The 25,685-nt window shown below is 36.7% G+C and carries 19 protein-coding genes and 1 pseudogene; 13 read left to right on the top strand and 7 right to left on the bottom strand.

The window, feature by feature from the left end; genetic code table 11:
- Positions 1-515 precede the first annotated feature (515 nt).
- The 11 genes from sbnA (at position 516) to accC (ending at position 16,262) form a co-directional block, all read left to right on the top strand.
- The gene (gene sbnA / locus AC07M3_RS16055) at positions 516-1,520 is read left to right on the top strand and encodes a 2,3-diaminopropionate biosynthesis protein SbnA (RefSeq protein WP_092706993.1); all 1,005 of its coding nucleotides are present in this window, start codon (positions 516-518) and stop codon (positions 1,518-1,520) included.
- Positions 1,521-1,541: 21 nt separating this feature from the next.
- Complete coding sequence (sbnB, locus tag AC07M3_RS16050; RefSeq protein WP_003652251.1) at positions 1,542-2,555, top strand: 2,3-diaminopropionate biosynthesis protein SbnB; 1,014 nt, start codon at positions 1,542-1,544, stop codon at positions 2,553-2,555.
- 71 nt (positions 2,556-2,626) lie between these two features.
- Entirely contained in the window at positions 2,627-4,267 is a 1,641-nt protein-coding gene (locus AC07M3_RS16045; protein ID WP_494567815.1) for an IucA/IucC family protein, read from the top strand.
- A 3-nt stretch (positions 4,268-4,270) separates the two neighbouring features.
- A complete protein-coding gene (locus tag AC07M3_RS16040; RefSeq protein WP_494567803.1) occupies positions 4,271-5,476 on the top strand; it encodes an MFS transporter in 1,206 nt (401 codons plus the stop codon).
- A complete protein-coding gene (locus AC07M3_RS16035) occupies positions 5,473-9,000 on the top strand; it encodes an IucA/IucC family protein (RefSeq protein WP_494567804.1) in 3,528 nt (1,175 codons plus the stop codon). Before AC07M3_RS16040 ends, AC07M3_RS16035 begins: the two co-directional genes overlap by 4 nt.
- A complete protein-coding gene (locus AC07M3_RS16030) occupies positions 8,993-9,763 on the top strand; it encodes an HpcH/HpaI aldolase family protein (protein ID WP_494567805.1) in 771 nt (256 codons plus the stop codon). The genes AC07M3_RS16035 and AC07M3_RS16030 overlap by 8 nt, the downstream gene beginning before the upstream one ends.
- Positions 9,764-9,919: 156 nt before the next feature.
- Complete coding sequence (locus tag AC07M3_RS16025; protein ID WP_494567806.1) at positions 9,920-12,157, top strand: TonB-dependent receptor; 2,238 nt, start codon at positions 9,920-9,922, stop codon at positions 12,155-12,157.
- Positions 12,158-12,420: 263 nt separating this feature from the next.
- Entirely contained in the window at positions 12,421-13,746 is a 1,326-nt protein-coding gene (locus AC07M3_RS16020) for a Y-family DNA polymerase (protein WP_199989713.1), read from the top strand.
- A 235-nt stretch (positions 13,747-13,981) separates the two neighbouring features.
- Positions 13,982-14,437, top strand: coding sequence for a type II 3-dehydroquinate dehydratase (gene aroQ, locus AC07M3_RS16015; RefSeq protein ID WP_003652261.1), 456 nt, complete (start codon positions 13,982-13,984; stop codon positions 14,435-14,437).
- Between the two features lie 17 nt (positions 14,438-14,454).
- The gene (locus tag AC07M3_RS16010; protein ID WP_003652263.1) at positions 14,455-14,874 is read left to right on the top strand and encodes an acetyl-CoA carboxylase biotin carboxyl carrier protein; all 420 of its coding nucleotides are present in this window, start codon (positions 14,455-14,457) and stop codon (positions 14,872-14,874) included.
- Between the two features lie 17 nt (positions 14,875-14,891).
- Positions 14,892-16,262, top strand: a complete 1,371-nt coding sequence (accC, locus tag AC07M3_RS16005; RefSeq protein ID WP_494567807.1) for an acetyl-CoA carboxylase biotin carboxylase subunit — start codon at positions 14,892-14,894, stop codon at positions 16,260-16,262.
- A gap of 46 nt (positions 16,263-16,308) precedes the next feature.
- Here accC and AC07M3_RS16000 read toward each other — a convergent pair whose 3' ends face one another.
- The 4 genes from AC07M3_RS16000 to AC07M3_RS15985 all read right to left on the bottom strand — a co-directional run bounded on the left by AC07M3_RS16000 (position 16,309) and on the right by AC07M3_RS15985 (position 20,666).
- The gene (locus tag AC07M3_RS16000; RefSeq protein ID WP_003652266.1) at positions 16,309-16,812 is read right to left on the bottom strand and encodes a hypothetical protein; all 504 of its coding nucleotides are present in this window, start codon (positions 16,810-16,812) and stop codon (positions 16,309-16,311) included.
- A gap of 156 nt (positions 16,813-16,968) precedes the next feature.
- The gene (locus AC07M3_RS15995) at positions 16,969-18,132 is read right to left on the bottom strand and encodes an MFS transporter (RefSeq protein ID WP_494567808.1); all 1,164 of its coding nucleotides are present in this window, start codon (positions 18,130-18,132) and stop codon (positions 16,969-16,971) included.
- A gap of 508 nt (positions 18,133-18,640) precedes the next feature.
- Complete coding sequence (locus AC07M3_RS15990; RefSeq protein ID WP_494567809.1) at positions 18,641-19,804, bottom strand: hypothetical protein; 1,164 nt, start codon at positions 19,802-19,804, stop codon at positions 18,641-18,643.
- Positions 19,805-20,078: 274 nt separating this feature from the next.
- Positions 20,079-20,666: a recombinase family protein gene (locus tag AC07M3_RS15985; RefSeq protein ID WP_494567810.1), complete on the bottom strand. Its 588-nt coding sequence runs from the start codon at positions 20,664-20,666 to the stop codon at positions 20,079-20,081.
- Positions 20,667-21,162: 496 nt separating this feature from the next.
- Here AC07M3_RS15985 and AC07M3_RS15980 point away from each other — a divergent pair, with 496 nt between their 5' ends.
- Together AC07M3_RS15980 and AC07M3_RS15975 are read left to right on the top strand one after the other, a co-directional pair.
- On the top strand, positions 21,163-21,543 hold the full coding sequence (locus AC07M3_RS15980) for a hypothetical protein (protein ID WP_494567811.1): 381 nt from the start codon (positions 21,163-21,165) through the stop codon (positions 21,541-21,543).
- Positions 21,544-21,775: 232 nt separating this feature from the next.
- Entirely contained in the window at positions 21,776-22,294 is a 519-nt protein-coding gene (locus AC07M3_RS15975; RefSeq protein WP_494567812.1) for a hypothetical protein, read from the top strand.
- A gap of 83 nt (positions 22,295-22,377) precedes the next feature.
- Here AC07M3_RS15975 and AC07M3_RS15970 read toward each other — a convergent pair.
- The 3 genes and pseudogenes from AC07M3_RS15970 to AC07M3_RS15960 form a co-directional block, all read right to left on the bottom strand.
- Positions 22,378-22,578 (bottom strand): annotated as a pseudogene (locus AC07M3_RS15970) (putative peptidoglycan-binding domain-containing protein); the annotation flags it as partial.
- Between the two features lie 628 nt (positions 22,579-23,206).
- Positions 23,207-24,235: a Csu type fimbrial protein gene (locus tag AC07M3_RS15965; protein ID WP_494567813.1), complete on the bottom strand. Its 1,029-nt coding sequence runs from the start codon at positions 24,233-24,235 to the stop codon at positions 23,207-23,209.
- Positions 24,226-25,685 (bottom strand): fimbria/pilus outer membrane usher protein (locus AC07M3_RS15960; RefSeq protein WP_494567814.1); only part of this gene is annotated, 1,460 nt, incomplete at its 5' end. The genes AC07M3_RS15965 and AC07M3_RS15960, both read right to left, overlap by 10 nt.

The following is a 25,685-nucleotide window of genomic DNA, read 5'->3' as shown; positions in this document are numbered from 1 at the left end:
CGCTTATGGACATGATCATATCTATCTAAACGTATCATTTTCAGACATTTTCATATCAATAACTGACACATCATCAATTTCACTCAATCATCCTTATCATTTTAATAACCCCCTTAAATATTGCTCTTTTTTATAAGCATTAAATATGGTCATAAATTCTACAAAATGTAGGCTTCATAAAATATGTTAATCAGCACAAATATTCCGATTTAATTTTTAAAGAAATTTCAGTCACGAGTTTTAATTTGCAAAACCCTATGCTCATTAAATTATTTTTTATAGGTGAAAAGTAATTTATTGCCTATCTACTTATATTTAAAACATTTATTAATTACTCACTTTATAAAATATAAATATTAACATTCAAATAATTACACAAAAAAATTTAGTGAAAATTCCTATAACTCACCCCTCTTTTGCGTTACAAACCGCAACAATCATGTCACAATTGGTAATAATAATTAAATTAATAATCATTATCATTCACATCACATAAAAACCTGAGAAGATCTACCATGATCCATGAAAATATTCTCGACTGCATAGGTAAAACGCCACTATTACAATTATCAAGGCTATTCACGCATCAATCGATCTCAGTGATTGCGAAAATGGAATTGTTAAATCCAGGAGGAAGTATTAAAGACCGTCCAGCATTATTCATGCTACAGGAAGGCCTGAAATCTGGAGTAATTAATAAAGATAGTCATATTGTTGAAAGTTCTTCAGGAAACTTAGCCATTGCACTTGCAATGGCATGCAAAATATACGGATTAAAATTTACGGCTGTTATTGACCCGAAAATTGCTTCAGCAAACTTACAAATGTTGAAGCTTTACAAAGCCAATATCGAAATGGTCTCTGAAAAAGACCAAAACGGCGGTTATTTAAAAACCAGAATTGACACTGTAAAGCGGCTATGCCAACAACTGCCGAATGCAGTCTGGATTAATCAGTATGCAAATCCAAACAACTGGAAAAGCCACTATTTTGGTGAAGCTGAAGAAATCTTAAATCAAATTGATCGCAAGATTGATTACCTCGTGATCGGGGCAAGCACCTCCGGCACAATTATGGGCGTGTCCCGTCGCCTTAAAGAAAAGTTCCCAGAATTAAAAGTGATTGCAGTCGATATTGTCGGCTCTGTCTTGTTTGGTGGCACATCTGGTCCACGTGAAATTCCGGGCATTGGAGCAAGTACTGTTCCACCTCTGCTCTCCCCCGATGAAATTGATGATGTCATTTATGTAGATGACTATGAGTCTGCACTCGGTTGCAGAGAACTTCTTGAACATGAAGGAATCTTTGCAGGCGGCTCAAGCGGCTCATCTATTTCAGCCATAAAAAAACTCATTCCAACCATTCCCGAAGGTTCATGCGTCTTAACGCTGCTGCCTGATCGAGGCGATCGTTATTTAGATCTCGTTTATGCAGATGAATGGTTCGAAATGATCAAGAAACGTCACTTCAATCGAAACTTACGACGTCAAGAAAACCTTACTTTACAAAATGTTGTTTAACCTTCTCCTTAGGAAATATTCATGAGCAATTTGGCTACCCTTCGTTATCTTAGTCAATCAGATTTATTAAATCTTGGCGCAAATCATAGCAATTCATTTATTGAAGCGATTACTGAAGGTTTAACCCTGCATGCAAATAAACAGTTTGTACAACCCTTAAAACCTTACCTCCGCTGGCAAGGTGCAGACCACATTGCTGACCGTATTATTGCAATGCCTTGTTATTTAGGTGGCAATGACCCGATTGCCGGAATCAAATGGATTGGTTCAAGACAACATAACCCTAAAAAATTCAATATTCCGCGTGCCAGCGCACTGATTGTTCTGAATGACTCAGAAACAAATTACCCAGTCGCAGTGATGGAAGGCAGCTTAATTAGCGCAATGCGAACTGCTGCAATTACGGGTGTTTCGATTAAGTATCTAGCCAAAAAAGACTTTTCAGACATTACCGTGATTGGCTGCGGACCAATTGCTCAAATGCAGATTAAGACTGTGCTTGAACAATACGCTCAAGTGAAAAAAATACATTTATTTGATGTGAACCCTGAAGCGGCTGAAAAACTCAAAGCATTGTTCCTTTCAGAATATCCACATCTAGAAATTGAAATTCATGACAGTGCCAAATCTGCAATTCAGCAAGCAGATGTGCTTATTACCTGCACAGTTTCAGATAAGCCTTACATCCCATTTGAATGGCTTAAAAAAGGCTGCTTTGTTTCCAATATTTCAATTATGGATATTGAGCCTGAAGTCTTCTTAAAAGTGGACAAAGTCATTGTAGATGACTGGGACCAATCAAATCGAGAAAAGAAAGTCATCAATGTGCTGGTTGAAGATGGCTTATTCAGTCGTGAAAAACTGCATGCTGAACTTGGCGACATCATTATTGGTCATAAAAACGGCCGCGAACATGAAGATGAAATTATTTTGCTCAACCCAATGGGCATGGCGATTGATGACATTGTTTGCGCTAAATGGTTCTTCAATGCCGCACAAGAACAAAACGTTGGCACGGTTCTACCACTTTTATAAGAATAGGAATAACTAAAATGCTAGATCGGATTTACACAGCACAACTACAAAAAACAATAGATGCCCTCTACATGGAGAATTATGGAGATTTTAGAGATCATATTTCCTATAAAAAGCCTTATCTGGCAATCACTCTAAATGATGAGTTGGAACTCTATTTCAGCTGTTTAAAAGTAGATGGTGTAAATCCTTTCTATGTTACTCAACCCGAAGTTTTACTTCATAACGTCTTGAGTAATACGACTTCTAAAATTTCTATTTCTGAAGTTTTTACCTATTTAACAAAAGCCTCTTGGTGGCCTTCACCACACCATCAAAAAGCGATTGACTATTGGCTCGACAACTTAGTAACGGCTGAAAAAATCCCTCAGATTTTACAGTCAGCACTTTCATTTTCCTCACCTTTAATGACAAGTGAATTGCTTTCCCTTGTTGCTGACCGTCCATTTCATCCGTTCGCTCACTCAAAAGGTGAACTTGCACCACTTACGACTCAAAAAGAAATTGCAGTGTATTGGTGGGCTTTTAAGAAAGATGACGTGATCAATAATATGGATTCGATTCCTTATAAGGAGCTTCTGTTATCAGAATCTGAGGACCATCATATTACTGAAAAAATGGCCGAGCTTTCAGATGAATACTTAGCACTTCCTTTATTAGAGACTCAACATCGCTATTTAAAATTTGAAGAAAATAAGTATGACGGTATTGACCTGAACCATGTCACGACAATTGGCTTACCGACCTCATCTTTAAGAACTCTTATTCACAACTCAAATCCTAATCTGCATTTAAAACTATCAACGAATGCCAAAACATTAGGTGCGATCCGTTCTATGCCCGGACGTTATTTAATGAATGGGCATAGAGCATATGATTTTTTAAATGAAGTTATTAATGAAACCCCTTCATTAAAAAATCGTCTCTTCCTGAGTAATGAAACTCACTGGTGGGTGTTGGGTAAACAAGAGCACATTATAAAAAATTTAGGTGTAATCGGTTGCCAAGTCAGACATCTACCCGACTTTTGCCAAGATAAAAACGTCACCCCAATTACCATGTCGGCTTTAAGCTGTATCTATGTTGACCCTTGGGAAACTGTAGGCGTTGAAGGTGATAAATGGTCATTATTAAAAGACCTAAGTGTTCATTTTATTCAAACATTCTTAACGCTTTGGTCGAAAGGAATCATGCCTGAATGCCACGGACAAAACACCATGGTGTGTTATGAAAATAATAAGTTCAAATGCTTTATTTTGCGTGACCACGATACCTTAAGAATATGTACACCAGCTATTGAAGAAAGTGGCTTCACACCTCCAACCTATACCATTGATACCAGTACGCCAAACAATCTAATCTTTACTAAAAATGAAGACTTATTTAATTACTTCATCACATTAGGGATTCAAATTAACCTCTACCCGATTGCTTTAGCTACCTTGAAATATACAGATCATTCGGAAAGTGATTTCTGGGAAATGATTCAAGACATTATTCATGATTTTGTAGAAACCCAACCAATTTCAGAGCAAATAAAATCGCAAATTCAAACCTATCTTTTTGACAATAAGACTTGGCCGTTCAAACAGCTACTTACGCCTTTACTTGCGCAAGAAAGCGATTCGACGGGCATGCCAAGTAAAATAGGAACCACCCCAAACCCTTATCACAGCTTATCTGTTTCTAGCTATGAGACCATGGATATCTAAATCATGCGCTCATCTCGCCTAGATCATTTCATTATTTTGCTCTGTCAGTTTTTTTCCACTTTCGGGCTCATGGTGCTTATTCCGATCATGCCGCTTTATATGGAAAAACTGACGGCGAACATGAGTGCTCCCACAATCTGGGCAGGTTTGGCACTCGCGGCTCCAGCCATTGGCAGCTTGTTTACAGCTCCAATTGTTGGCCAATTATCCGACACTTTTGGTCATAAGAAAGCGCTCCTACTTTCATTGGCTGGTTTTTGTATTTCAATACTACTCATGGCGAGCGCCCAGCATTTATACCTATTTATTTTTGCGCGGATTCTACTTGGTTTTTGCGGTCTCTCAGTCATTTTGAATGCCTATGTTTCATATCTTTCTAATGAACAACAACGAGGTGCCGCTTTTGGGCAACTACAAAGTAGTGTTGCGCTAGCTTGCCTATGTGGTCCAGTACTCGGCGGTATATTTATGGACCACTGGCGGGTTGAAATATTACTTAATGCAACTGCATTTATCGTAGTTACATTAATTGTGATCGCATCCTTTTTATTAGCCAATCCAGTTAAAACTGAGGCTGTAAAAACCAAAGAAAAATCTAAAATTCCAGACTTTTTTGATAGAACAATTTTTTCTTGGTTGAGTGCCGGCATCTTGGTACAAGCCGGCGGCTTTGGTTTAGTGTCTTGCTTCGTTTTATATATTAGTGAAATAAGCCAAAGCACTCATTCATCGTTATCTGCTGCAAGTTTAACAGGCACAATCCATGCGCTTTCATGGGGAGCTGCTTTTATTGCGGCAACCTATTGGGGAAAAAGAAATGATGACAAAGGAGATTCTTTTAATAATTTTGTCTATGCCTCTTTAATTTGTGGCATCACGATTTTCGCGTTGATATGGGTTTCCAGTCTCTGGCTCATTCTTATATTACGACTCATACAAGGCTTTTGCTTCGCAGCACTTATTCCTTCGATTTTACACACAATTTCTCTAAAAGCTGGCACTCAGAGCCAAGGAAAAGTGATCGGCATTTCTAATAGTGCTTTTGTCTTAGGCCAACTTTTTGGTCCGATCACCATCACGCTTACCTACTCATTTTTCAATATTACAGCCGCATTAATCTGCACCTCTTTATTTTTTATCGGTGCAGGCTTAGTGGTGATTTTGAACAGATTCTTAATGGATACAATTTTAGAAGAGGCACAAGAATGAACTCAATTATTACAACCGATGCATGGTCTTATAAACTTTTCGAACAGTACCTGAATACTTTCTTTCGTGAACTTAAAGTAGATCTTGAAGAGCACATTATCTCAGCCCAAGATTCTCCTTTATTCACACGAGATGCGGAACAACCTAACTCAATCTATTTTTCTTATACGTTTAATGCGTCTAATACGATTGTTTATGGAGCAGTTCAATACTTCTCAACTACTGGCTATCATCGATATCAGCGTAGCTTTGCTCTGCAAAATTTAAGCGACAATACTTTTGACTCGCTAACCGATCCTAAAAAATTAGTGAAGCTCATTACAGATGAGTTAAATAACCTATTCAAAGACAAAAACCAAAATAAGAATCTGTATTCTGATATTGCCAATAGCATCGAAAATACAAAATTCTTTTTAGAAAATAAGCCATCCCAATCAGCAACTAAAGCTTTGAGTGGTTTTCAGGCTACTGAACAAGGCATGTTATATGGGCACCCTTTTCATGTGACTTCTAAAGCCAATTTAGGTTTTTCTAAAGAAGACATGAAAAAGTATAGCCCTGAGTTAGGTGCAAGTTTCCAACTCCACTACTTCGCGGTTCATTCTTCTTTAATCGAAAAGCTAGTCAGCGAGACCGAACCTTCTCACGGTATTGAAGATGAAGTTTTAGAAACTGCGAAAGATCATTTGCAAGAAAACTTAGCAAATTATGAACTTATGCCAACTCACCCTTGGCAAGCCAACTTCTTACTTCAACACCCGTCTTTAAAGAAATATTTAGACAGTCAAGAAATCATACATCTGGGTGCATTAGGCCAAACCGTATGGCCAACCTCATCAGTTCGCACAGTCTGGCTGCCTCAATCAAACCTATTTTTAAAGCTTTCAATTGATGTACGTATTACCAGTTTTATTCGTAACAACCCAATGGATGAAATGGAACGAGCGATTGATGCGAGCAAAATCATTATCAATCACAAGATTAATGAGCAATATCCAAACCTTGTGATTCTGCCGGAGTTAGAAGCGAAAACAGTCAAAATTCCAGAGCTTGAAAGTTCATTTGGCATTATTTATAGAGCGGGACTTACACCTGAAGTATTAGAAAATACCAGAATGCTCGGTGGCTTGGTTGAAGAAAACGAGAATCATGAAATTCCTCTACTAAGCTTTATTCAACAAGCTGCACCCAACCAAAATTTACAAGCGCCTGATGCCAAAGACTTCATAACTTTTTGGTGGAAACAGTACGTTAAAGTTTCACTTATTCCATTAATTGAATTGTTTGCAAACAAAGGCATTAGCGTTGAAGCACATATGCAAAACAGTTTAATGGAATTTAAAAACGGCTATCCACATCGCCTCATTCTTCGAGATATGGAAGGTATTAGTATTGTTCCAGAAATGATAGAGGACAACTCATCTATTTCTGAAGATAGTACCGTTTGGTTCTCTCAAAAAGATGCTTGGACCTTTTTAAAATATTACCTCGTCATCAACCACATTGCTCATCTCATCAGCGCAATTGCACGAGTTACCGTAATTGAAGAATCTGAACTTTGGCAAGCAACACGACTTACCCTTACACAAGAAAAATTTACCGTCAAAGGTCAGCACTACCGCGATTTATTAATTAATTCACTCACATTACCAATTAAGGCAAATATGTTAAATACGCTCTACCACAGTGGTGGCAATCCAATCTGGATTGAAGTTGAAAATCCTATTTATAAATATCGCGGTGCAGAAGCCCTTTGCCCTCTTCAGCCGACACAGCAAGCCAACTATAAGACTCTTGCAGAAAATCGAGTGATGGGCCAATTATTAGAAGCGCTTATTTTTGAAAATACGTTTAAATACGAGTTTTCTAAAGGTCAGATCAAGTTTTATATTTCCGATACAGTTTTCTATACATGCGCAGCTAAACGACATTTCAGCTTTAAACGAATTAAGCTAGATCCTTCAAGCTTAGTCCGTTCTGACATTACTTTAGATGCTGAAACTCGTCCTAACTTAAAAACGCTACTTGCCGATCTAAAAAATATTATTGAAGCTGACCCTGTTAAATGGCAAAACTTTAATGATGAACTCAATTTAACTTACGTTAAACATGCGCAGACTTTGAGCCAAGCCCCTGCCCAACCTTTAAGAACTTTGCCTTATTTAGAACAAGAAGCAAGGATTACCAATGCGCATTTATACCATCCAAGCTTTAAGTCTCGTATCGGCTTCGATTTAAAAGAAAATCAAAAATATGCACCAGAGCTTTCTGAAGGTTTTACGGTTAAATGGGCTGCGACTCATAACAGTTTATGCAAACTGGTTTTAAGTGAAACGATTAACTTAGAGCAGCTTTATAAACAGCATTTTTCAGAAAAAGATCTACAAGCCATTAGTAATCAATTAAAAGATAACAATGTAGATTTTCAGGAATATATCCTCACTCCGATTCACCCGTGGCAGTGGGATAAAATTATTGAATTATATTATCAAGATGCGATTAGCAACCAACTCATCATTCCGTTAGACATTGAAGGCCCGACTTATTTACCACAGCAGTCGATTCGAACTTTATCGAACATTAGTGATATCTCGGCGCTTTCTCTTAAATTGGCAATGAATTTGGTTAATACCTCTACATCTCGCGTATTGGCACCACATACCGTCCAAAATGCGGCAAAAATGAGTGACTGGCTTTATAACATTGTCGAGCAAGACCATATTTTAGAAAAACATCGCAAGCCTGTCATTCTAAGAGAGATTGGCGGTCTTTCGGTTAACCAGCAGATTGCTTTACCTGTTCAATACGGCGCACTTGCCTGCATTTGGCGCGAAAGTATTTACAGTTACTTAAAAGAAGATGAATCGGCAACTCCGGTAACTGGCCTCATGCAAGTCGACATTGACCAAAAGCCTCTAATTGATGAGTGGATTCAAGAATATGGTATCGAGTTCTGGTTAGAAAAGTTACTCACCAATGCCTATTTACCAATCATGCATATTTTGTGGTGCCATGGCCTCGCTTTAGAGTCACATGCACAAAACATGGTTCTGATTCATAAAAATGGCCTACCAGTTAAAGCGGCCTTGAAAGATTTCCATGACGGTATTCGTTTTAGTCGGCATCTTTTACGCGAGCCAGACCTTCTGCCGAATTTACAAGATGCGCCAAAAGAACATGCCAAGATTAATCCAAATTCGTTTTTGGAAACCCACTCTCCAAATGAGTTAAGAGACTTTACTCAAGATGCACTTTGGTTTGTAAATTTGGCAGAGTTAGCGATTTTCTTAAATGAGCATTATGACTTCGATGAAATCAAATTCTGGACCATATTAAGAACCATCATCAATCAACATAAAGAAGCTCACCCAGAGTTTGCCGAGCGATATGAATTGTTTAACTTTACAGATGACACCATCGATATTGAACAGTTGGCGAGCCGCCGCTTCCTTCCTGAAATTCGCTTAAGAGTGCAAACTACGCCGAACCCGCTCAGCCTCATTAAGGAAATTGAATATGAATAAATATTCGATTTCTCTTAAGAAACGAATAGAAAATGGTGAGACGCTCTACGGAATATTTTGTTCCGTAGCTTCTCCTATTAATGTCGAGCAACTGGCACTTGCGGGCTATGATTTTATTATTATCGACTTGGAACATACTTTATTTAGTACGTCTCAAGTCGAGACCATGATTTTAGCGGCTAGAGCCATGAGTCTTGATGTTTTTGTCAGAGTACCTTTAAACGCTAACCACCTAGTTCTACCTCTGCTCGATGCAGGGGTAACGGGTATTGTTTTCCCACGTATAGAAAATGCCCGGCAGGCACAAGAAGCAGTGAACTATTGTCACTATATGCCACTTGGGCAAAGGGGACTGAATTCGACAAGGTCAAATAGATATGGCATTGATGATTTAGCAAGTTTTGTTCAACAAGCTGCAAGCGAGACTGTTGTCATTGCTATGATTGAAAGCTTAGAAGGACTGGAACAGCTTGATGAAATTTTAAAAGTTGAAGGTATTGATATTATTATGGAAGGTGCTGCCGACCTTTCCCAATCAATCGGGCTACCTTGGCAATCTAGTCATCCAAAGGTCAAAGAAAAAGTTCAAGAGATGTATACAAAGACTACAAATAGTCAAAAGCATTTCTGTGCTATTCCCCGACAACCTGAAGATATCGCGGCTTGGAAACAACAATCTGTTCAGCTTTTTGTGCTCGGCGATGACCGAAGCATTATTCGCCGCGCCCATCAAAATCATTTGAACGCCTATAAGGAAATGTGATCACTGTTCAATTTTTTTGGGGGAATAAACACCTATTCCCCTAATTCATTGAATAAATTTCAAATATATTATTTTTTAAGCAATTAATAATATTGTTAACTACAATGATTCTCATTTATAATTCGCTCAATTTAAAATCACTCTCAGGGCGAGAAAATGGGAAATAAGATAAAAAGTAATAAACTTTTTACAAGAAAGTCTGAAGTTAAAAATATCATTCCACTTCTTTCACTTGGTGGGGCCATTTTTCTTTCAAATTCAGCATTTGCAGCCTCAGCCTCTGAGACAACAGATGCTGAAAAAAAGCCTGAAGCACTCCCTACAATTACAATTACCGCTTCACGCGCAGATGAACTTTCTACTTCTGCTAAGCAAGTCACCAAGCTAGATGAAAAACAGATTGAACTTTTAAGAAATGGTTCCTCTGGAAGTATTGCGACTGTATTAGCAAAGGCTGTACCGGGCCTGTCTGACTCAAGCCGTACTATTACAGATTACGGTCAAACTTTACGTGGACGTAATGCCCTGATCTTGGTCGATGGCGTTCCAATGAACCTCACACGTGATACAGCTAGAGGACTTTCAGCAATTGACCCTGAAAGTATTGCGAACATTGAAGTCATTCGAGGCAGTAACGCAATTTATGGCGGTGGCGCTGCGGGTGGTATTATTTCAATTACCACGAAAGCTGCGGGTGGTGAACCTACTGCAAAAACCGTCATTGGGTTACAAACACCTTTAACGAATTTCCGTTCTGATGCTTTGGGTGGAGATATTCACCAATATTTCACAGGCAGCTTTAACGCCTTTGATTATGCACTCGACTTTGGCTATCAACGTATTGGTAGTCCGTACGATGCAAGTGGTGACCGTGTTGCACCTGAACCAAGTCAGGGCGACCTTTATGATTCCGATGGCTACAGCGTAGGTGGTAAGCTGGGTTACCATATTGATGACAATCAATATCTACAATTCGCTGCAAACTATTATAATGCTGAGCAAGACTCAGATTATGCATCTGATCCAAGTGTTAAAAAAGCTCCAGCTGGAACTGTACCAGCGAAAGCCATCAAAGGATTAAAGCTTAAAGACCAAAATAAAAATGAAAACCAAATATACAATTTAACCTATACCAATAAAGACTTATTAGGTAATAAGGTTGATGCTCAAATTTATTACCGCGACTTCTTTACCCGTTTTTCACCATTTGATGCTCGTGGAAATGCGAACCGTGGCAAACAAGTCGACCAGATTTATCAAGAAAATAATGTACTCGGTAGCCGCTTAACTGTTACCACACCACTTGAGTTTTTAGGCGATACATCATTGGTTTGGGGTGGTGACTTCAGCCGTGAAAAAAGCGAAATGCCTTTAGATATTTTTGACCCTCAAATTTATGATCAATCAGGTGGTCTAGAATTTGTAAAAATTGGCAAGCTCATTTATTTACCTGAACTCACCACGCAAAGTGTTGGCGGTTTTATACAGTTAAAACACCGCTTTAATGACCAATGGTCAGCTGAAGCAGGTACACGCTATGAAGACAGCTATGCACAAATTGATAGCTTTGTTCCATTATCACAATTAGGTAAGACCAACCCTTACACTGTTCCAGGCGGAAAAGTGAAAGCTGATGCATGGTTATACAATGCTAATGTGACTTTCTCTCCAAACGACCAACATTCAATTTATGCATCTTTTAACCAAGGTTTTCAGTTACCTGATGTAGGTTTAATCATCCGTAATGCTGGCGAAGGTTTTAACCTTGGCTCATCATTTTTAGAACCTGTAAAAGTTGATAACTACGAACTGGGCTGGAAAGGAAACTTCAATAATTTCTCATCAAGCTTAGCTGTATTCCACTCAACTTCTGACCTTGGTGCTGTGCAGTCTTTTAACAATGGCTTAGTGCTTGCTAGAACAAAAGAAAAAGTAACTGGTGTTGAAGCAACTTTTGACTATCTTGACGATGCAAATATTTGGGGAACTGGTGGTAGCGTTACGTGGATGAAAGGTCGTGAAAAACCTCAAAACGGTTCTGAACAAGACATGACAGGTTTCCGCATTCCACCATTAAAACTCACAGCTTACGTTTCTTATAGCCCAACTGAAACTTGGACGAACCGCCTGCAAGCAACATACTTCGGTTCAGAAGATTACCGCTTAAATGGTGTAAATGGCTTTGGTCGCTATGATGTGAAGTCTTACACAACAGCCGATTTAATCAGTAGTTTTGCGCTTAACAAGAAAGACACTGTGACGATTGGTTTGGAAAACATGTTTAATCGTAAGTACTACCCTCTCTATAGTCAATTATTAAGAACTAGCGATAACACTAGCCATTTAGTGGCAAATGGGGCAACGCTTAAAGTTTCTTATAGCCATAAATGGTAATTAAAAATTAGATAGCATGTGTCACAGAAAAGGGGATCTATACGATCTCCTTTTTTTATTTAAAAATTATTTAAGCCTCATCTTCTTTTCTTTGTCGACTTGAAACCGACTGTCGGGACTACCCTAGCTTTCTACCAGAAATTTTGTTAACTTGATTTTGTTACATATTCAAAATGTGATTTTCTCCCAACACTTTTCAACATCGTGTTTATGAAACTCAATTCATGCATGTGGCTTTACCAATATTTTTAAGGGGAATCATAATGGAAATCTCACATCGAGAAATTTATGCGCTTGTAGACATTAATAATTGTTATGTCAGTTGTGAGCGACTATTTAACCCCAAACTTATTGGTTTGCCTGTTGTGGTACTTTCTAACAATGATGGATGCGTTGTATCACGCAGTGAAGAAGCAAAAAAGATGGGTATAAAGATGGGAATCCCATGGTATCAAATTGAAGAAGAAGCTCTCAAAGCAGGCGTACACGTCTATTCAAGCAACTACACTTTATATGCCGAGATGTCTCGTCGCTTTTTTTCGGTTCTTGGGGAATTTTTCTCATCCGATGATTTAGAGGCTTACTCTATTGATGAATGCTTTATCCACCTTACCCCTTACCTCCAATCTCTAGATATCCATTCTTATTGTGTCAAAGTCGTAGAAACGCTAGAAGAATGGTTAAGCCTACCTTGCTGTATTGGCATCGGATATTCAAAAACTCAGGCCAAGTTAGCCAATCACTATGCAAAAAAAATTAAAAGCTTTAATGGGATTTGTAATTTCACTAGTTTAGATCCCCTACTACTTGAAGACCTCATGCAACAAACTTCTGTTAAAGAAGTCTGGGGAATTGGCTACCAATTGGTCAAACAACTACGAAGCTATGAAATTTATTCATGCCTAGACTTAACTTTTGCCAATGAATACCATCTAGCCAAAGCTTTTTCTGTGGTTATGGCACGTACTATTCGTGAGCTAAAAGGCCAATCCTGCATTCAACTTGATGATCCTGCCATCCTAACAAAACGAATTTTAGCATCACGAAGTTTCGCTCAAGCTTTATCCAGCATTGAGATTATTAAACAAGCGCTTATCTTTCATCTCAATCGTGCTCATCGGCGTTTAATGAAACAAGAACAACTCTGTGCCTGCATTCAAGTCATGCTTTATGAAAAAACAGATAAACCACCTTATAAAAAAGCATCATCTCAAGCCATTGGCTTAACTTATGCAACAGATGATCTATGCATATTAACCAAAGCAGCAATGCAACAAATTGATGTTTTATATAAAGAAAATAAAAGATACATTAAGATTGGAGTTTTATTTTGTGGTTTGCACGCCCGTCAACATCACATTGATGATTTATGGCAACCTCTTGAGTTGATCCAACAAAGACAACAACTCATGAAAACACTAAGTACAGTCCGTAATCGATTCGGTAGTCACTATTTACAAGTAGGCTATCATTCGCGTAGCCCATCTTGGCATATGAAACAATGTCACCGTTCAAAAAACTATCTAACTCGATGGAATGACCTACTCGTAATTGAAGAGAACTCTACAGCCGTTACACAAAATACATGAACTGTTTTTGTCAATTCAGTTTAAAATAAGCTTTATTAAATTACTTGAAATTTTGTCATTTTTTAACATTGCTAAATCATCGCAAAATTTACAATATATAAGCCGAATTTGGCGTACCCTTTCTGCGACAATTAAAACAAATTATAAAAAAATTGTAGAAACATATGCCATAATAAGCAAACTTTGCAGACATCTTGCAAAGACTATTTGCAACTTTAGAGCTGGAGCAATCTGAATGAGTTCGACCATTTTGGTGATTCATGGACCGAATTTGAATTTGCTGGGAAAACGCGAACCAGAAGTATATGGTCATCTTACCTTAGGTGATATTAACCAACAACTTATTACCCAAGCTCAACGCGCATCAATTACATTAGATACTTTCCAGAGCAACTGGGAAGGTGCCATTGTTGACCGTATTCATCAGGCACAAACTGAAGGCGTAAAACTTATTATTATTAACCCTGCCGCCCTCACTCATACTTCTGTTGCTCTACGCGATGCTCTACTTGGCGTTGCTATTCCATTTATTGAAGTACATTTGTCGAATGTTCATGCACGAGAAGCATTCCGACACCATTCTTATTTATCTGATAAAGCAATTGGCGTGATTTGTGGTCTAGGTGCAAAGGGCTATAGTTTTGCACTCGATTACGCCATTGAAAAAATTCAACCATCTAACCCAAACTAGTTTAGGAATAGTCGCCCATGGATATCCGCAAAATTAAGAAACTCATCGATTTAATGATTGAGTCTGACTTGCAAGCGATTGAAGTTAAAGAAGGTGATCAATCAATCGCTTTAACTCGTCGTAGTCCAGTCGTTGCTGCGGCTGGTGTAGCACTTCCGGCAGCTCCTGTTGCAGAAGCACCAGTTGCAAAAACACCACGTGGAGCAGTTGAACCTTCTCCAATGGTTGGCGTGTTCTACGCTGCTCCAAGCCCAGGCGAAGCACCATTTGTTAAAGTAGGTCAAACTGTATCTGCTGGTGAAACTTTGGGTATTATTGAAGCAATGAAAATCATGAACCCAATTGAAGCAACTCAAAGTGGCGTGGTTGAAGAAATTTTAGTGAAAAATGGTGATGTTATCCAATTCGGTCAACCTTTATTCCGTTATCGCGCGTAATTACCTCGGGGACGTCTATGTTGCAAAAAGTTTTAATTGCAAACCGTGGTGAAATCGCTTTACGAATTACCCGGGCTTGCAAAACATTAGGAATCAAGACTGTTGGTATCTATTCAGATGCTGATAAGGACTTGATGCATTTACGTTTTGTTGATGAAGCAGTATGTATTGGTCCGGGCGCAAGTAGTGATAGCTATTTAAATATCCCGGCAATTATTACTGCTGCAGAAATTACTGGTGCTGATGCCATTCACCCTGGTTATGGTTTCCTTTCAGAAAATGCTGAATTTGCTGAAATTGTAGAAAGTTCAGGCTTTACTTTTATTGGACCTCGCCCAGAACATATTCGCCTCATGGGGAATAAAGTTTCTGCGATTGTTGCCATGAAAAAAGCAGGCGTACCTACTGTACCGGGTTGCGACCATGCCGTGACCATCCACAATGCCTTAGCAGAAGCTAAAGAAATCGGTTTCCCGCTTATTGTTAAAGCGGCATCTGGTGGCGGTGGACGTGGTATGCGTATTGTTGAGCGTGTAGATACACTACTTGAATCAGTTCAAGCAGCACAACGCGATGCAGAAATGTGGTTTGGTGACGATACTGTTTACATGGAGCGTTTTTTACAAAAACCTCGCCATGTCGAAGTTCAAATTCTTGGTGATGGTAATGGTCATGCGATTCATTTATATGACCGCGACTGTTCATTACAACGTCGTCACCAAAAAGTGCTAGAAGAAGCGCCTGCACCAAACCTGCCAGAACAAGCTCGAGCTGATATTTTAGAAGCGTGTGTTCATGCATGTCAGCTAATGCAATATCGTGGTGCTGGTACGTTTGAATTTTTATTTGAAGACGGTGAATTCTTCTTTATTGAAATGAACACTCGTGTTCAGGTAGAGCACCCTGTTACTGAAATGGTGACTGGTGTTGACATTATTGAACAACAGCTACGTATTGCAGGCGGCCTAGGACTAGAACTTCAACAAGAAGATATCAAAGTTCAAGGACATGCAATCGAATGTCGTATCAATGCAGAAGATCCAACAACTTTCTTACCTTCACCGGGTAAAATTGAAAGTTTCTATGCGCCAGGCGGTGCTGGTATTCGTTTAGACTCTCATATCTATCCAGAATATAGCATTCCACCTTACTATGACTCTATGATTGCCAAACTGATTTCTCATGGTAAAGACCGTGAAACGTCAATTGCACGTATGCGTCAAGCTTTAGATGAAATGATCCTTACAGGAATTAAAACCAATATTCCTCTGCATAAAGATCTTATTTTGCAAGATAAGAGCTTCTGCTCTCAAGCAATGGACATCCATTACCTTGAAAAACACTTGCTAAAGCAATTGGAAGAAAAGAAGAAAACTGAAACTGCATAATAAAAAAAGCCTCTTATAAATAAGAGGCTTTTTTATATCTATTACTTTATGGTAGTACTCTACGCAAAGTCGCAAAACACTGCTCACCCTTAGCGGTTGAACAGAAGTTAATAGTATGATCATTTTTCCACTGTACAAAATATTGAGAAACATCACCTGTTTGATCTTGTTTCTGTCCAGAACAATCCATTTTATTATTATCAAATTTAATTTGCATGACTAAAGCAGCTAACTGCTCTTTAGGATCATCGGACGGTTGATACTCATATAAGCCATATGACCATTCTTGACCACTTTTGATCACTACATCATTACTGCTACGGAAATTATAATATTCCACACATTTCTTATTATTTGGAATTTCCATTCCCCATAATCCCATAATTTCAGGACGCGTAACAATACGTATAGCATTAGGATTACTTGCTGTCCGAACGGGTTGTTCGGCTGGCTGCTGAGTCGCTGTTTCTGCCACAGCTAAACCAGAACAAGCCCACAATAATCCAATAATATAAATATTTTTCATAGATTTATTAATCATTAAACGCATGAACTTAAGTTAGCATATTTTTTGACAAATTCACCGGTTCATAACCATATAAAAACAATATTTTTCAACTGTAACGTGCTACAACAAGTCATCAAACAATTTTATATTTACTTGCTTTTTTCAATATAAATACCTTGTTTTTTCATTATTTCGAGCCTATGCCGTTGAGGAATCAATTTGTTTAGGAAGCCACATTACAAAACATAAGCCTAAGAGTACAACCAAGCTGGCACACATAAAGATGATTTCACCGGAAAGAATTTTCCAAAAATGTCCAGCCAGAACACTACCAAAAGCCACACCTAAGCCCCACATGGTGCTGTAAAGAGCTTGTCCACGCCCTTGTTGTCCAGCCGAGAAATTTTGAAAAATAACTCGCATCGCAATTAAGTGAAATAGACCAAAACTAAAAGCATGCAAACACTGTGCAAAAAATTGACCAACAAAGTAATGCGAAAATAGTGCAACCAACATCCAACGTATGCTCGTCACAAGTAAACATACAATCACTAAACTACGCCACGAAAAACGTTGAAAAATCTTTGGAGCAATTGAAAACATAAAAATTTCTGCACAAACACCCATAGCCCATAAAAATCCAATTTCAGTCGTACTAAAATTCAAAGATTTCAGAAAATTACTATAAAAACTATAAAAAGGCGCATGCGAAAAAAGTAAAATAAATTCAATTGTAAAAAATGCAGCTACTGTCGGGCGCTTAAGTACGGGAAGTAAAGGCTCTAACCGCTTTTGTGAAGTAGGTGCACCATCCGGTTCTCGAATTGTGAAAGACCAAATAAATGCCAATGAAGCAATAATTAATAATAAAATCGGAAGCATCGAAATAGGTACTATTTCTAGAAGTGCACCAATAACGAAGACACCTACAATGAATCCAACAGATCCCCACTTACGGATTTTGCCGTAAAGTTTAGCTTTTTGATCGCCCAACCAAAATAAAGTAACCCCTTCAAATTGAGCTAAAATAGCATTTTGAAAGAAGCTAAAAATAAGCATGAGTAAAGCAATGGATTGAAAAGTATTTGGAACTATAAAAATAGCCAACCATATACATGATTCCATCCAAGTCGCCAACCGTACTAATAACATTCGCTTACCAGATTTGTCAGCAATCCATCCCCATACCAATGGTGCAAAAAAACGCGTCACAATGGCAATTGAAGATAAGACACCAATTTCCTGATAATTAAACCCTTGATCTTGAAGATATAAATTCCAGTAAGGCATAAATGTGCCCACAATGGAATAATAGAAAAAGTAGAATCCGCCGAGTCTAGTTTGGATTGTAAGTGGTTGCATTAAGTTGCTTTATCTTGCATTTTCAAAAAGTTAATCATAATTAAAGTTGCATCCACTTGTACTGATATGCTGAATGTTGCATTTCACTAGTCTACAAATTTAATTTCCAATCAATTTAAAAAATTTGTAGACTGCATGCTTTTAAAGCAGAAACTACACATCAAATTACTGATCTGCGCAATTCTATCATTTTGGGTAGAACTAAATTGATTTATTGTTAATTCATATAGTAAAAAAAGAGTTCTGTTAGGGAATACCACCTATGAATTAATAAATAAGAACCCAGTATATCTACTTATCATTTTTTGGAGTCTTATTTTGAATATAAGGCCGATGTTAATTCATTTTATAGTTGCCCTATTATTTTTTCTAAAGATCGTCACATCTAATGAGTAAATTTACATCGAGTTATTATTATTTGAAACTAACAAAAAAACCGCTGACCTAAGCTAGCGGTTAAATGTCTTCTTATGCTCAACAATCAATTCACTACAACATAAAAAAATAGTTAAATAACAGTGCACATGTATTCATCAGCAAATTTAATAGTACTGTGGTCTATTTGATCTAAAGGACCATCAATAGGAGTAAAACTTATGCCATTTACTCTTTTTTTATCTGTAATACTCAAATCTAGTTTATATAATTGTTCTTTAGGTGAGGCTGGGGATAGATACTGACTTCTAACATAAGTTGTATATTTATAACCTTTATCCACTACTTTCAATGCACTATCATAGTAACCACTTTCTAGAGATATTGTGTAATCTTCAAAGTCAGTATAATTACTATTATTGATCACCAAATAATGAAGTTCGCCTCCTATTATGTGGATTAAACAGATTTGTTTTTTGTTTCGACTCACTAAATCATGACTATAGAATTCATTAAAGACTCTATTTGTACAATTTGTATAGATATCATTTGTTTCCCCTAATCTACAGGCCTTTAAATTAGGAGAAGCTATAGAACTATTAATAAGAATTGGAAATTTTCTTACTACATCATGATTCTTACTATAAACTTTATTTATATAAACACTATAGCCACCATCTTCAACTATATCTGCTGCAATCCTAAATGCCTTAATATTATTAATCATAGTATCCCTAGGTTCAATAACATCATTAAAAGAATTCATCGAAGAATCAATATTATAAGCACCCTTCAATAATTTACTAACCAAGAAAGTATTATTATCATATAAATTTTTCTTAAGTGTAATATAGTTAATATCCTTACCAGCTAAACCATATAACTCACTTGGAAGATATGAGAAGCCTTTTCTAATCGCAATTGCCAAGTCAGTGAATGGTGTTATATTAACATGATCATTTTCATTAAAAATTACGCTATAGTGCGTTATATTAATATCATTATCTTTGGTTACTTTTAGTCGACAAGGTAACTGACTTGCTTTTACTTGTCCTTCCCACTCTCCATTAATATTTGTCTTAACGATATCTTTGAATCCCGAATCATCCTTACAACGTGCAGTCACAATTGCATCTGATAAAAAATCTCTAGTTACTGCAGTTCCTTTAATGGTTACATATGGATCAATAGGATCTACTTTAGGAGGCGTCTGGTTACTGCTAGAATCATTACCTCCGCAAGCAGTTAGACTCAATATTGTAGTCAACCCAATTATCTTTAATAATGTATTAGACATTTCATATTCTCTATCATGTTTTTATACCTTTTCTAAATATAAAATATTTCAATAGAGATCTATTCAAATAAAATAAACATTATTAAAACTGCTTATTCCAAAAATAATAAAATTAACAAAAAATTAAAACAATCAGCACATTACACAAGTTAAACTAATAATCCACTTTAAATTCATATAAATTAAAACATCAAACTGTTTAGAACATATAGCATGAGTTATATTCTAAATTAAATAGAATTTTATAAAAGGCTTCTTAGATAACAATTAGAATCTACATACCATTTTTTTTAGTCTCATTATCGAGAATTCGCTGAATCACCGTCCTAGAAACTTCAAACTCCTGAGCTAGTCTATACACACTCCAACCCTTTTTATATTTTTCAATAACTAGTTGCTTTTGCTCATTTGTAAGCTTCTCGGGCCGTCCAGCTTTATAAGACTCAGAACCGTGTTTAAATTTTGCTTTAGAATCTAGATGTAATTTCTCAAAATTTAGACATAACTTTAAAAAATGGATAAAAAAAACTCTTATTTCTCCAATCAATTCATGTTTAGAGTAATCTATACAAATCAAACGGATACCTTTTTTTTCTAAATTTTCTACAATGTTTAAAATTTCACAATAATTACTACCTAAACAATCGATGCCCTTAACAATTAGTAAATCATCCGCTTCCATCGAATATTCGATCAAATTTGTGAGTTTGTCTCGAATGGAAATAGGTTTATCAACTCCGACCTCTTCAATCATCAGTCTATTTTTTTGTACAACATATCCATGTTCTCTTAGCAAGGAACTGTATGATGCTTCTATAGAATTATCATAGGTGTCAACTCTAAAATAAGCATATGTACGCATACTCATTCTCCTACTAGCCATAATAAAACGAGCTAGTCCAATATAGAAGTATATTTAATTAATAGTTTTTTTATATGAAAATTTCATTGACTAAAAACTCCTTCTACTTAAAATTTTTTTGATTCTTACAAGACTTTAAGAATTTTGACAATACTTATCATATTTAATATCAACGTAAAAATCGTTAGTAGCAATAAAAATTTCATTTTCTCATCCTATTTAATTATCATCTTCTTTACTAGTTTCCTTGATTCTGATCGTTCTTTTTTAAGACATATATCATCTTTTTTGAATAAGCAAAAATTAAGATTAAAGAAGTATAAAAAGATTTAGATAGTTATTTTGTTTAATCAAAAATAGGAAAATCTTATAAGAAAATGTTATATTTCATTGTGATATTTTACCTATAAAACTTTTTTTGTGACGTTTTTCACATTTTACACATACAATTTAGGTGTTCTGCAACCTCTCCTTCATTAATATTTTAAGGCCACATATGGAAAACATATTTTCTGATTACTTAGTAAACAGTCCTAGAGGGAAGCTTTATATTCCTGATGGGCTTGGTCCATTCCCTTCTGTAATTATACTAAAACAGTACGAAGAGAAGATAAACGAGCCTTCTCTTGACTATTATGCAAGAAAGATGAATGAGATTGGCTTTTTGGCTTTTACTTTTATTTCTATCCCAGAAAAACAAATAGAAATTCTATATTCCCATCTAAATTCAGCGATTGACTATTTAACTAATAGGTCTGATGTCGATACAAAAAAGATTTTTTTATTAATGGCTGATCGAGAAAAAACTATAGAAATCAATATGCATTTATTTAGTGATCGCATTCATGCTATAGCTTCATTAAGTTGGTTAACTTAGAAAATATAATTTTAGAACCATAATCTACTACTTATTAAATTACTTAAAACTAGAACTTATTACTTACTATCCCTTTACTATTATTTCACCTCTTCAAGAAAATGAAGAAGGTCTGTCTACGATTTTGCTAACCTAAACACCTGTCGATTAGTAATTGAACAATTAAAAAATTGGTAGTAATTCAACTGTCCCGATCTTGAAGTAAATTCATTATAATACTTTTCTTAATAATATGTGGTTTTTATTTATTTTTTCTACAGAATTAGAGAAAAAGCAGATTTCCTGGCGAACTGAACAACAGAGATTTGAGAAAGAATATATTTTTAATTCCCATTTTGAATATTTAACTTTTGATTTAGAACTTGGAAATTACGTTTTGAAATATTTCTTAAATAAGGAGTCAAAACAAGATGCTGCAGATGCATTCCACCTTGTTAATACTAGTTGGACGATGTGGAAAAAAGCTATTCAAATTAAACAGGAAGATCTAAGCAAAATTGAAGATATACCTGAAGGCTGTGTCGTCGTTTCAAAGGAGCAAGCAAAAGATTCTGAGCGTCTAGAGTTTTTATTAAATAACCCAACTTTAGAAGCTTCACTTATGAATCGTGAATCATGTGTAGGAATAATGAATAGATTCTTCTTAGTCTATGAAATATTCAATAAATTTATGAATAAAAAAAATACTAAACTAAGCACTAAAACATTACGAGATGCGATCGATAAAGCTATGTATGAGCAAAAGGACTGAAAGGATATAGATTAGTTAATAAGTACAAATAAGGCGCTAACTAGCGCCCTTTTAGTGGAATATGTTTACAGCAACAAAAAAAATTATAAAGAAACTCTTTTAGCAATCCAGCCATAGAAAAACTGCTCTTGGCTTGGATTACGCTCACAGATTTCAATATAGTGCTGACCTTGCATGATGTTAAGTACACGTACTAAGACTTTCTCACCTTCTTTACCTCGTTTTGGTAGATAAGATTTGAGAGCATTTAATATAGCTGGTCCATAAATTCCATCTATCGTAAGATAAGAGGAGTACTTAAAAATAAAAGTCCCCTCCAATAATGGATATTTAGTGAGGCTCTTTGTCCCCCAGTACCCAAATATGCTCGGCAAATTGAAATCAAATATTAAAAAAACCTCTGAAGAGGATCTTTAATTAATCAAAGTCATATCACAAGTTATCTGAGAACTCCCAACCCTACAATTCTAACACTTTGTTTCCAATACAAATAACTAATTTATTAATAACTAGCTTTGCCCCTAAAAGCTTTTTTATTGATAAGAAAGATTAAATAAAGCTAAGAGAACTGTAATTTAATTTGTACAATGTGTTAACTTGTGTAAAAATACATTTAATATTCATAAGGTATTTAATCATCAGATGTTTTTTCTTATTTTCTTAATTTGTCTTTTTCTGTTTTTACTTATCCTAAAACAACATTACCGTTAACCGTCTTTTTTTCAACTATCTTTTCTTTAAAAGCTTTTCTACTTCCTTTAAATTAGAACAATTAAAAAATCAAATTTATAGACAGCTTCTTTAGATAGAGTTAAATGTGCAAATCAAACTTGGCTTAAAGCACCACATCAAAAAATCACGGCTACTCACATTACCAACCCAACAGCAAAACACACCAAACAATAAATTAAATCAATAAGTTACATTAACAACAACACTATCTGAGTAGTTGCCGGGAGTCGTTGAAATAGTAGTACCTTGTGGAATTTTTCCATACACATTGGTGCTTTGAGCACTCCCCGATCCTGTCTTTGAAACACCTCCAGAACCTCCAACCGCGGTTACACCACCTGTAGTATCCCATACCGTACTATAAGTCGAGTTCTGATATAACTGATAGGGAATATATTGACTACTACCATTTGTCATACGTCTAAAGCCACCAGCAATACGGTTATTTCCATCACCTAAATAAATACTGTATGGCGTTCCATTGTTACAAGTCGTATTCACTGCACCTTGCGCAGTGTAATCACGACTAGTCGAGCCAATATCATTAATATTGCCAAAATCGACATTTGATGTTGAATCTAATTGGCATAAACTCGGTACAACATAATTAGCTGTTATAGTGGCATTACCTGAATCCCAACCGCCTCCGCTATTACCTTCACAGACAGTGCTAGAGCTTGCCTGCATGTCCCAAAAAAGCTGAACCGTACCAGTATATGTGCCTTTAGGATATGCAATGAGCGAACCAGTGCGGGCTGGTACTTTTACATTTACAGAGTAACTAATAATATTATTTGAAGCGACCGTTCTCACTGGTCCATACCAAACATTTGAGGTCTGATTTGTGGTAGAAGAACCTGCGCCACCCACAGTTGCAGTGACCGTATAAGGTAATGAAATGCTGTTATTGGCGTTCGTAGTTCCCGTAAATACGGTTTTCATACACATATAAGCTGAAATTTCAGGAGTAGTACGCCCCCCAAGACAGCTAATCGTGCCAGAAAAGTTGATGTTTGCATCACTATTAATTGTGGCAGCCGTATAGGTATACGTACTATTAGTCGTTCCCGTTACCGTACAAGCAGCATGTGCAGAGCTAAAAAATGCATATAATATAAAAGACAGAACAATTGCTAAAATATACTTTATGGCCAATGAAAACTTTTTACTCTTCATCCAAAAACTATGACTCGCAGTAGTTATCGACATACATAAGGCCCCAATTTTTTAGCACTGTATTGCTTATTTTCATATGCAAAATTAACTTGGCATGAACCATGATCCAGAAGATCGACTTCAAGTTTGTTTTGTTTTAATAGATTTGGAATAAATACTTCACCGTCGTAGCCAACTACCCCATCTTGCTGTCCATTAATTCGAACGCTATAACCTGGTAATAACGCTGAGTTATTCGAATCAACAAGTTTTACTAACCCTGAAATAACCTGATGAGCACCAAAGTCTACTAAGGTTCCTTGGCGATAACCCACAAATGCTGTTTGGTTAGTTGAAGTAACATCCCATTCTAAAGGTAAATATGATGGATCTAGGTAGATATGATGAAGCTGATAGGGTCTTAAATTTGAAATTAAGAATCGACCAGTTCTATCAGTCGCTCCTAAATTGACTCCACCATTTAGAATTTGACTTTGTGGCCCAGCATTGATCACAACTGCATAGCCGTCACCAATTTCATTGGCTGCAAAGACTCGTCCTGCTGCCGCAACCAACGATCCTGTCGCTGAAACTGCAACTTGGTCATTATCCCCAATTCGGTTGTATCGACCTGTCAGATAAGCAGCACGGGCACGGTAAGAGGCATAGACCGATGCATTGTTTTGATTGGCATCCTGATCGTGCTCAACATAGCCTCCCCATCCAAATGCACCGATTTGTGGGTCACTAAATCCATTTATTTCTTGTCTATATGTTGTTTTACCACTTTCATTAGAAATACTTGTAATCGCATTAACTCTGGTAGATGGTGTATAACGCAACGCAAAGTAAATGCCATAATCTTTGTGATTTTCATAATCTTTATACGCTGAGGTATAAAATCCCCAGTTCTTGTTCAAACTTCCACTCAAATTGGCAGACACTAACTTATAAGAATTATCGCTAAATTTGATCTGGTTATAACCCAGATAAGCTCCATACCCCTCATAAAAATTATAGTTAATTCCTGCCCTAAAAATCTCATCTGCCAGTGCACTGTAGCTCAAATAATTTTTGGGTTCAGCATTGATCTGGTTATCTTTTAAATATCGAACTTGGGACACACGGGCAAGGTCAAAATAGTTATCAAATACTTTGCGGTAACTGGTATTAAACGAAATATTCTTGCTGATACGCCCTTCTAAACCAACCAAGACAGAATAACCGTTTTCATCTTTATACTGGCTCGCTGCAATGTCGGCATTAATTACCCCAAAACCAAACAGGTTCTTGGCAAAACCTGTGCCCAGATTTGATAGCCCATCTGTAGAAGACTCTGCACCACCGCTTAAAGTCAGTGAGTTGCTGTAGCCATATCGAATCGCGCCCGAAGCAAAGGTGGCATCATCATAATCGTTTGAATACAACCCATAGTTATAACGAGGAACCCCAACATCTACTGAAAATTCATTGATGCCTTTTGCCAAAATTTTAGATGAAAAAT

Source organism: Acinetobacter sp. GW821-FHT09D10 (assembly GCF_059416285.1).
Note: the sequence above shows the minus strand (reverse complement) of the source record. Positions and strands in the feature narration are given on the sequence as shown.

What these genes read in the sequence shown, in the direction of transcription:
- sbnA (WP_092706993.1), top strand. Translation starts at nt 516, where the DNA reads ATGATCCATGAAAATATTCTCGACTGCATAGGTAAAACGCCACTATTA.
- sbnB (WP_003652251.1), top strand. Translation starts at nt 1,542, where the DNA reads ATGAGCAATTTGGCTACCCTTCGTTATCTTAGTCAATCAGATTTATTA.
- AC07M3_RS16045 (WP_494567815.1), top strand. Translation starts at nt 2,627, where the DNA reads ATGGAGAATTATGGAGATTTTAGAGATCATATTTCCTATAAAAAGCCT.
- AC07M3_RS16040 (WP_494567803.1), top strand. Translation starts at nt 4,271, where the DNA reads ATGCGCTCATCTCGCCTAGATCATTTCATTATTTTGCTCTGTCAGTTT.
- AC07M3_RS16035 (WP_494567804.1), top strand. Translation starts at nt 5,473, where the DNA reads ATGAACTCAATTATTACAACCGATGCATGGTCTTATAAACTTTTCGAA.
- AC07M3_RS16030 (WP_494567805.1), top strand. Translation starts at nt 8,993, where the DNA reads ATGAATAAATATTCGATTTCTCTTAAGAAACGAATAGAAAATGGTGAG.
- AC07M3_RS16025 (WP_494567806.1), top strand. Translation starts at nt 9,920, where the DNA reads ATGGGAAATAAGATAAAAAGTAATAAACTTTTTACAAGAAAGTCTGAA.
- AC07M3_RS16020 (WP_199989713.1), top strand. Translation starts at nt 12,421, where the DNA reads ATGGAAATCTCACATCGAGAAATTTATGCGCTTGTAGACATTAATAAT.
- aroQ (WP_003652261.1), top strand. Translation starts at nt 13,982, where the DNA reads ATGAGTTCGACCATTTTGGTGATTCATGGACCGAATTTGAATTTGCTG.
- AC07M3_RS16010 (WP_003652263.1), top strand. Translation starts at nt 14,455, where the DNA reads ATGGATATCCGCAAAATTAAGAAACTCATCGATTTAATGATTGAGTCT.
- accC (WP_494567807.1), top strand. Translation starts at nt 14,892, where the DNA reads ATGTTGCAAAAAGTTTTAATTGCAAACCGTGGTGAAATCGCTTTACGA.
- AC07M3_RS16000 (WP_003652266.1), bottom strand. Translation starts at nt 16,812, where the DNA reads ATGCGTTTAATGATTAATAAATCTATGAAAAATATTTATATTATTGGA.
- AC07M3_RS15995 (WP_494567808.1), bottom strand. Translation starts at nt 18,132, where the DNA reads ATGCAACCACTTACAATCCAAACTAGACTCGGCGGATTCTACTTTTTC.
- AC07M3_RS15990 (WP_494567809.1), bottom strand. Translation starts at nt 19,804, where the DNA reads ATGTCTAATACATTATTAAAGATAATTGGGTTGACTACAATATTGAGT.
- AC07M3_RS15985 (WP_494567810.1), bottom strand. Translation starts at nt 20,666, where the DNA reads ATGCGTACATATGCTTATTTTAGAGTTGACACCTATGATAATTCTATA.
- AC07M3_RS15980 (WP_494567811.1), top strand. Translation starts at nt 21,163, where the DNA reads ATGGAAAACATATTTTCTGATTACTTAGTAAACAGTCCTAGAGGGAAG.
- AC07M3_RS15975 (WP_494567812.1), top strand. Translation starts at nt 21,776, where the DNA reads ATGTGGTTTTTATTTATTTTTTCTACAGAATTAGAGAAAAAGCAGATT.
- AC07M3_RS15965 (WP_494567813.1), bottom strand. Translation starts at nt 24,235, where the DNA reads ATGTCGATAACTACTGCGAGTCATAGTTTTTGGATGAAGAGTAAAAAG.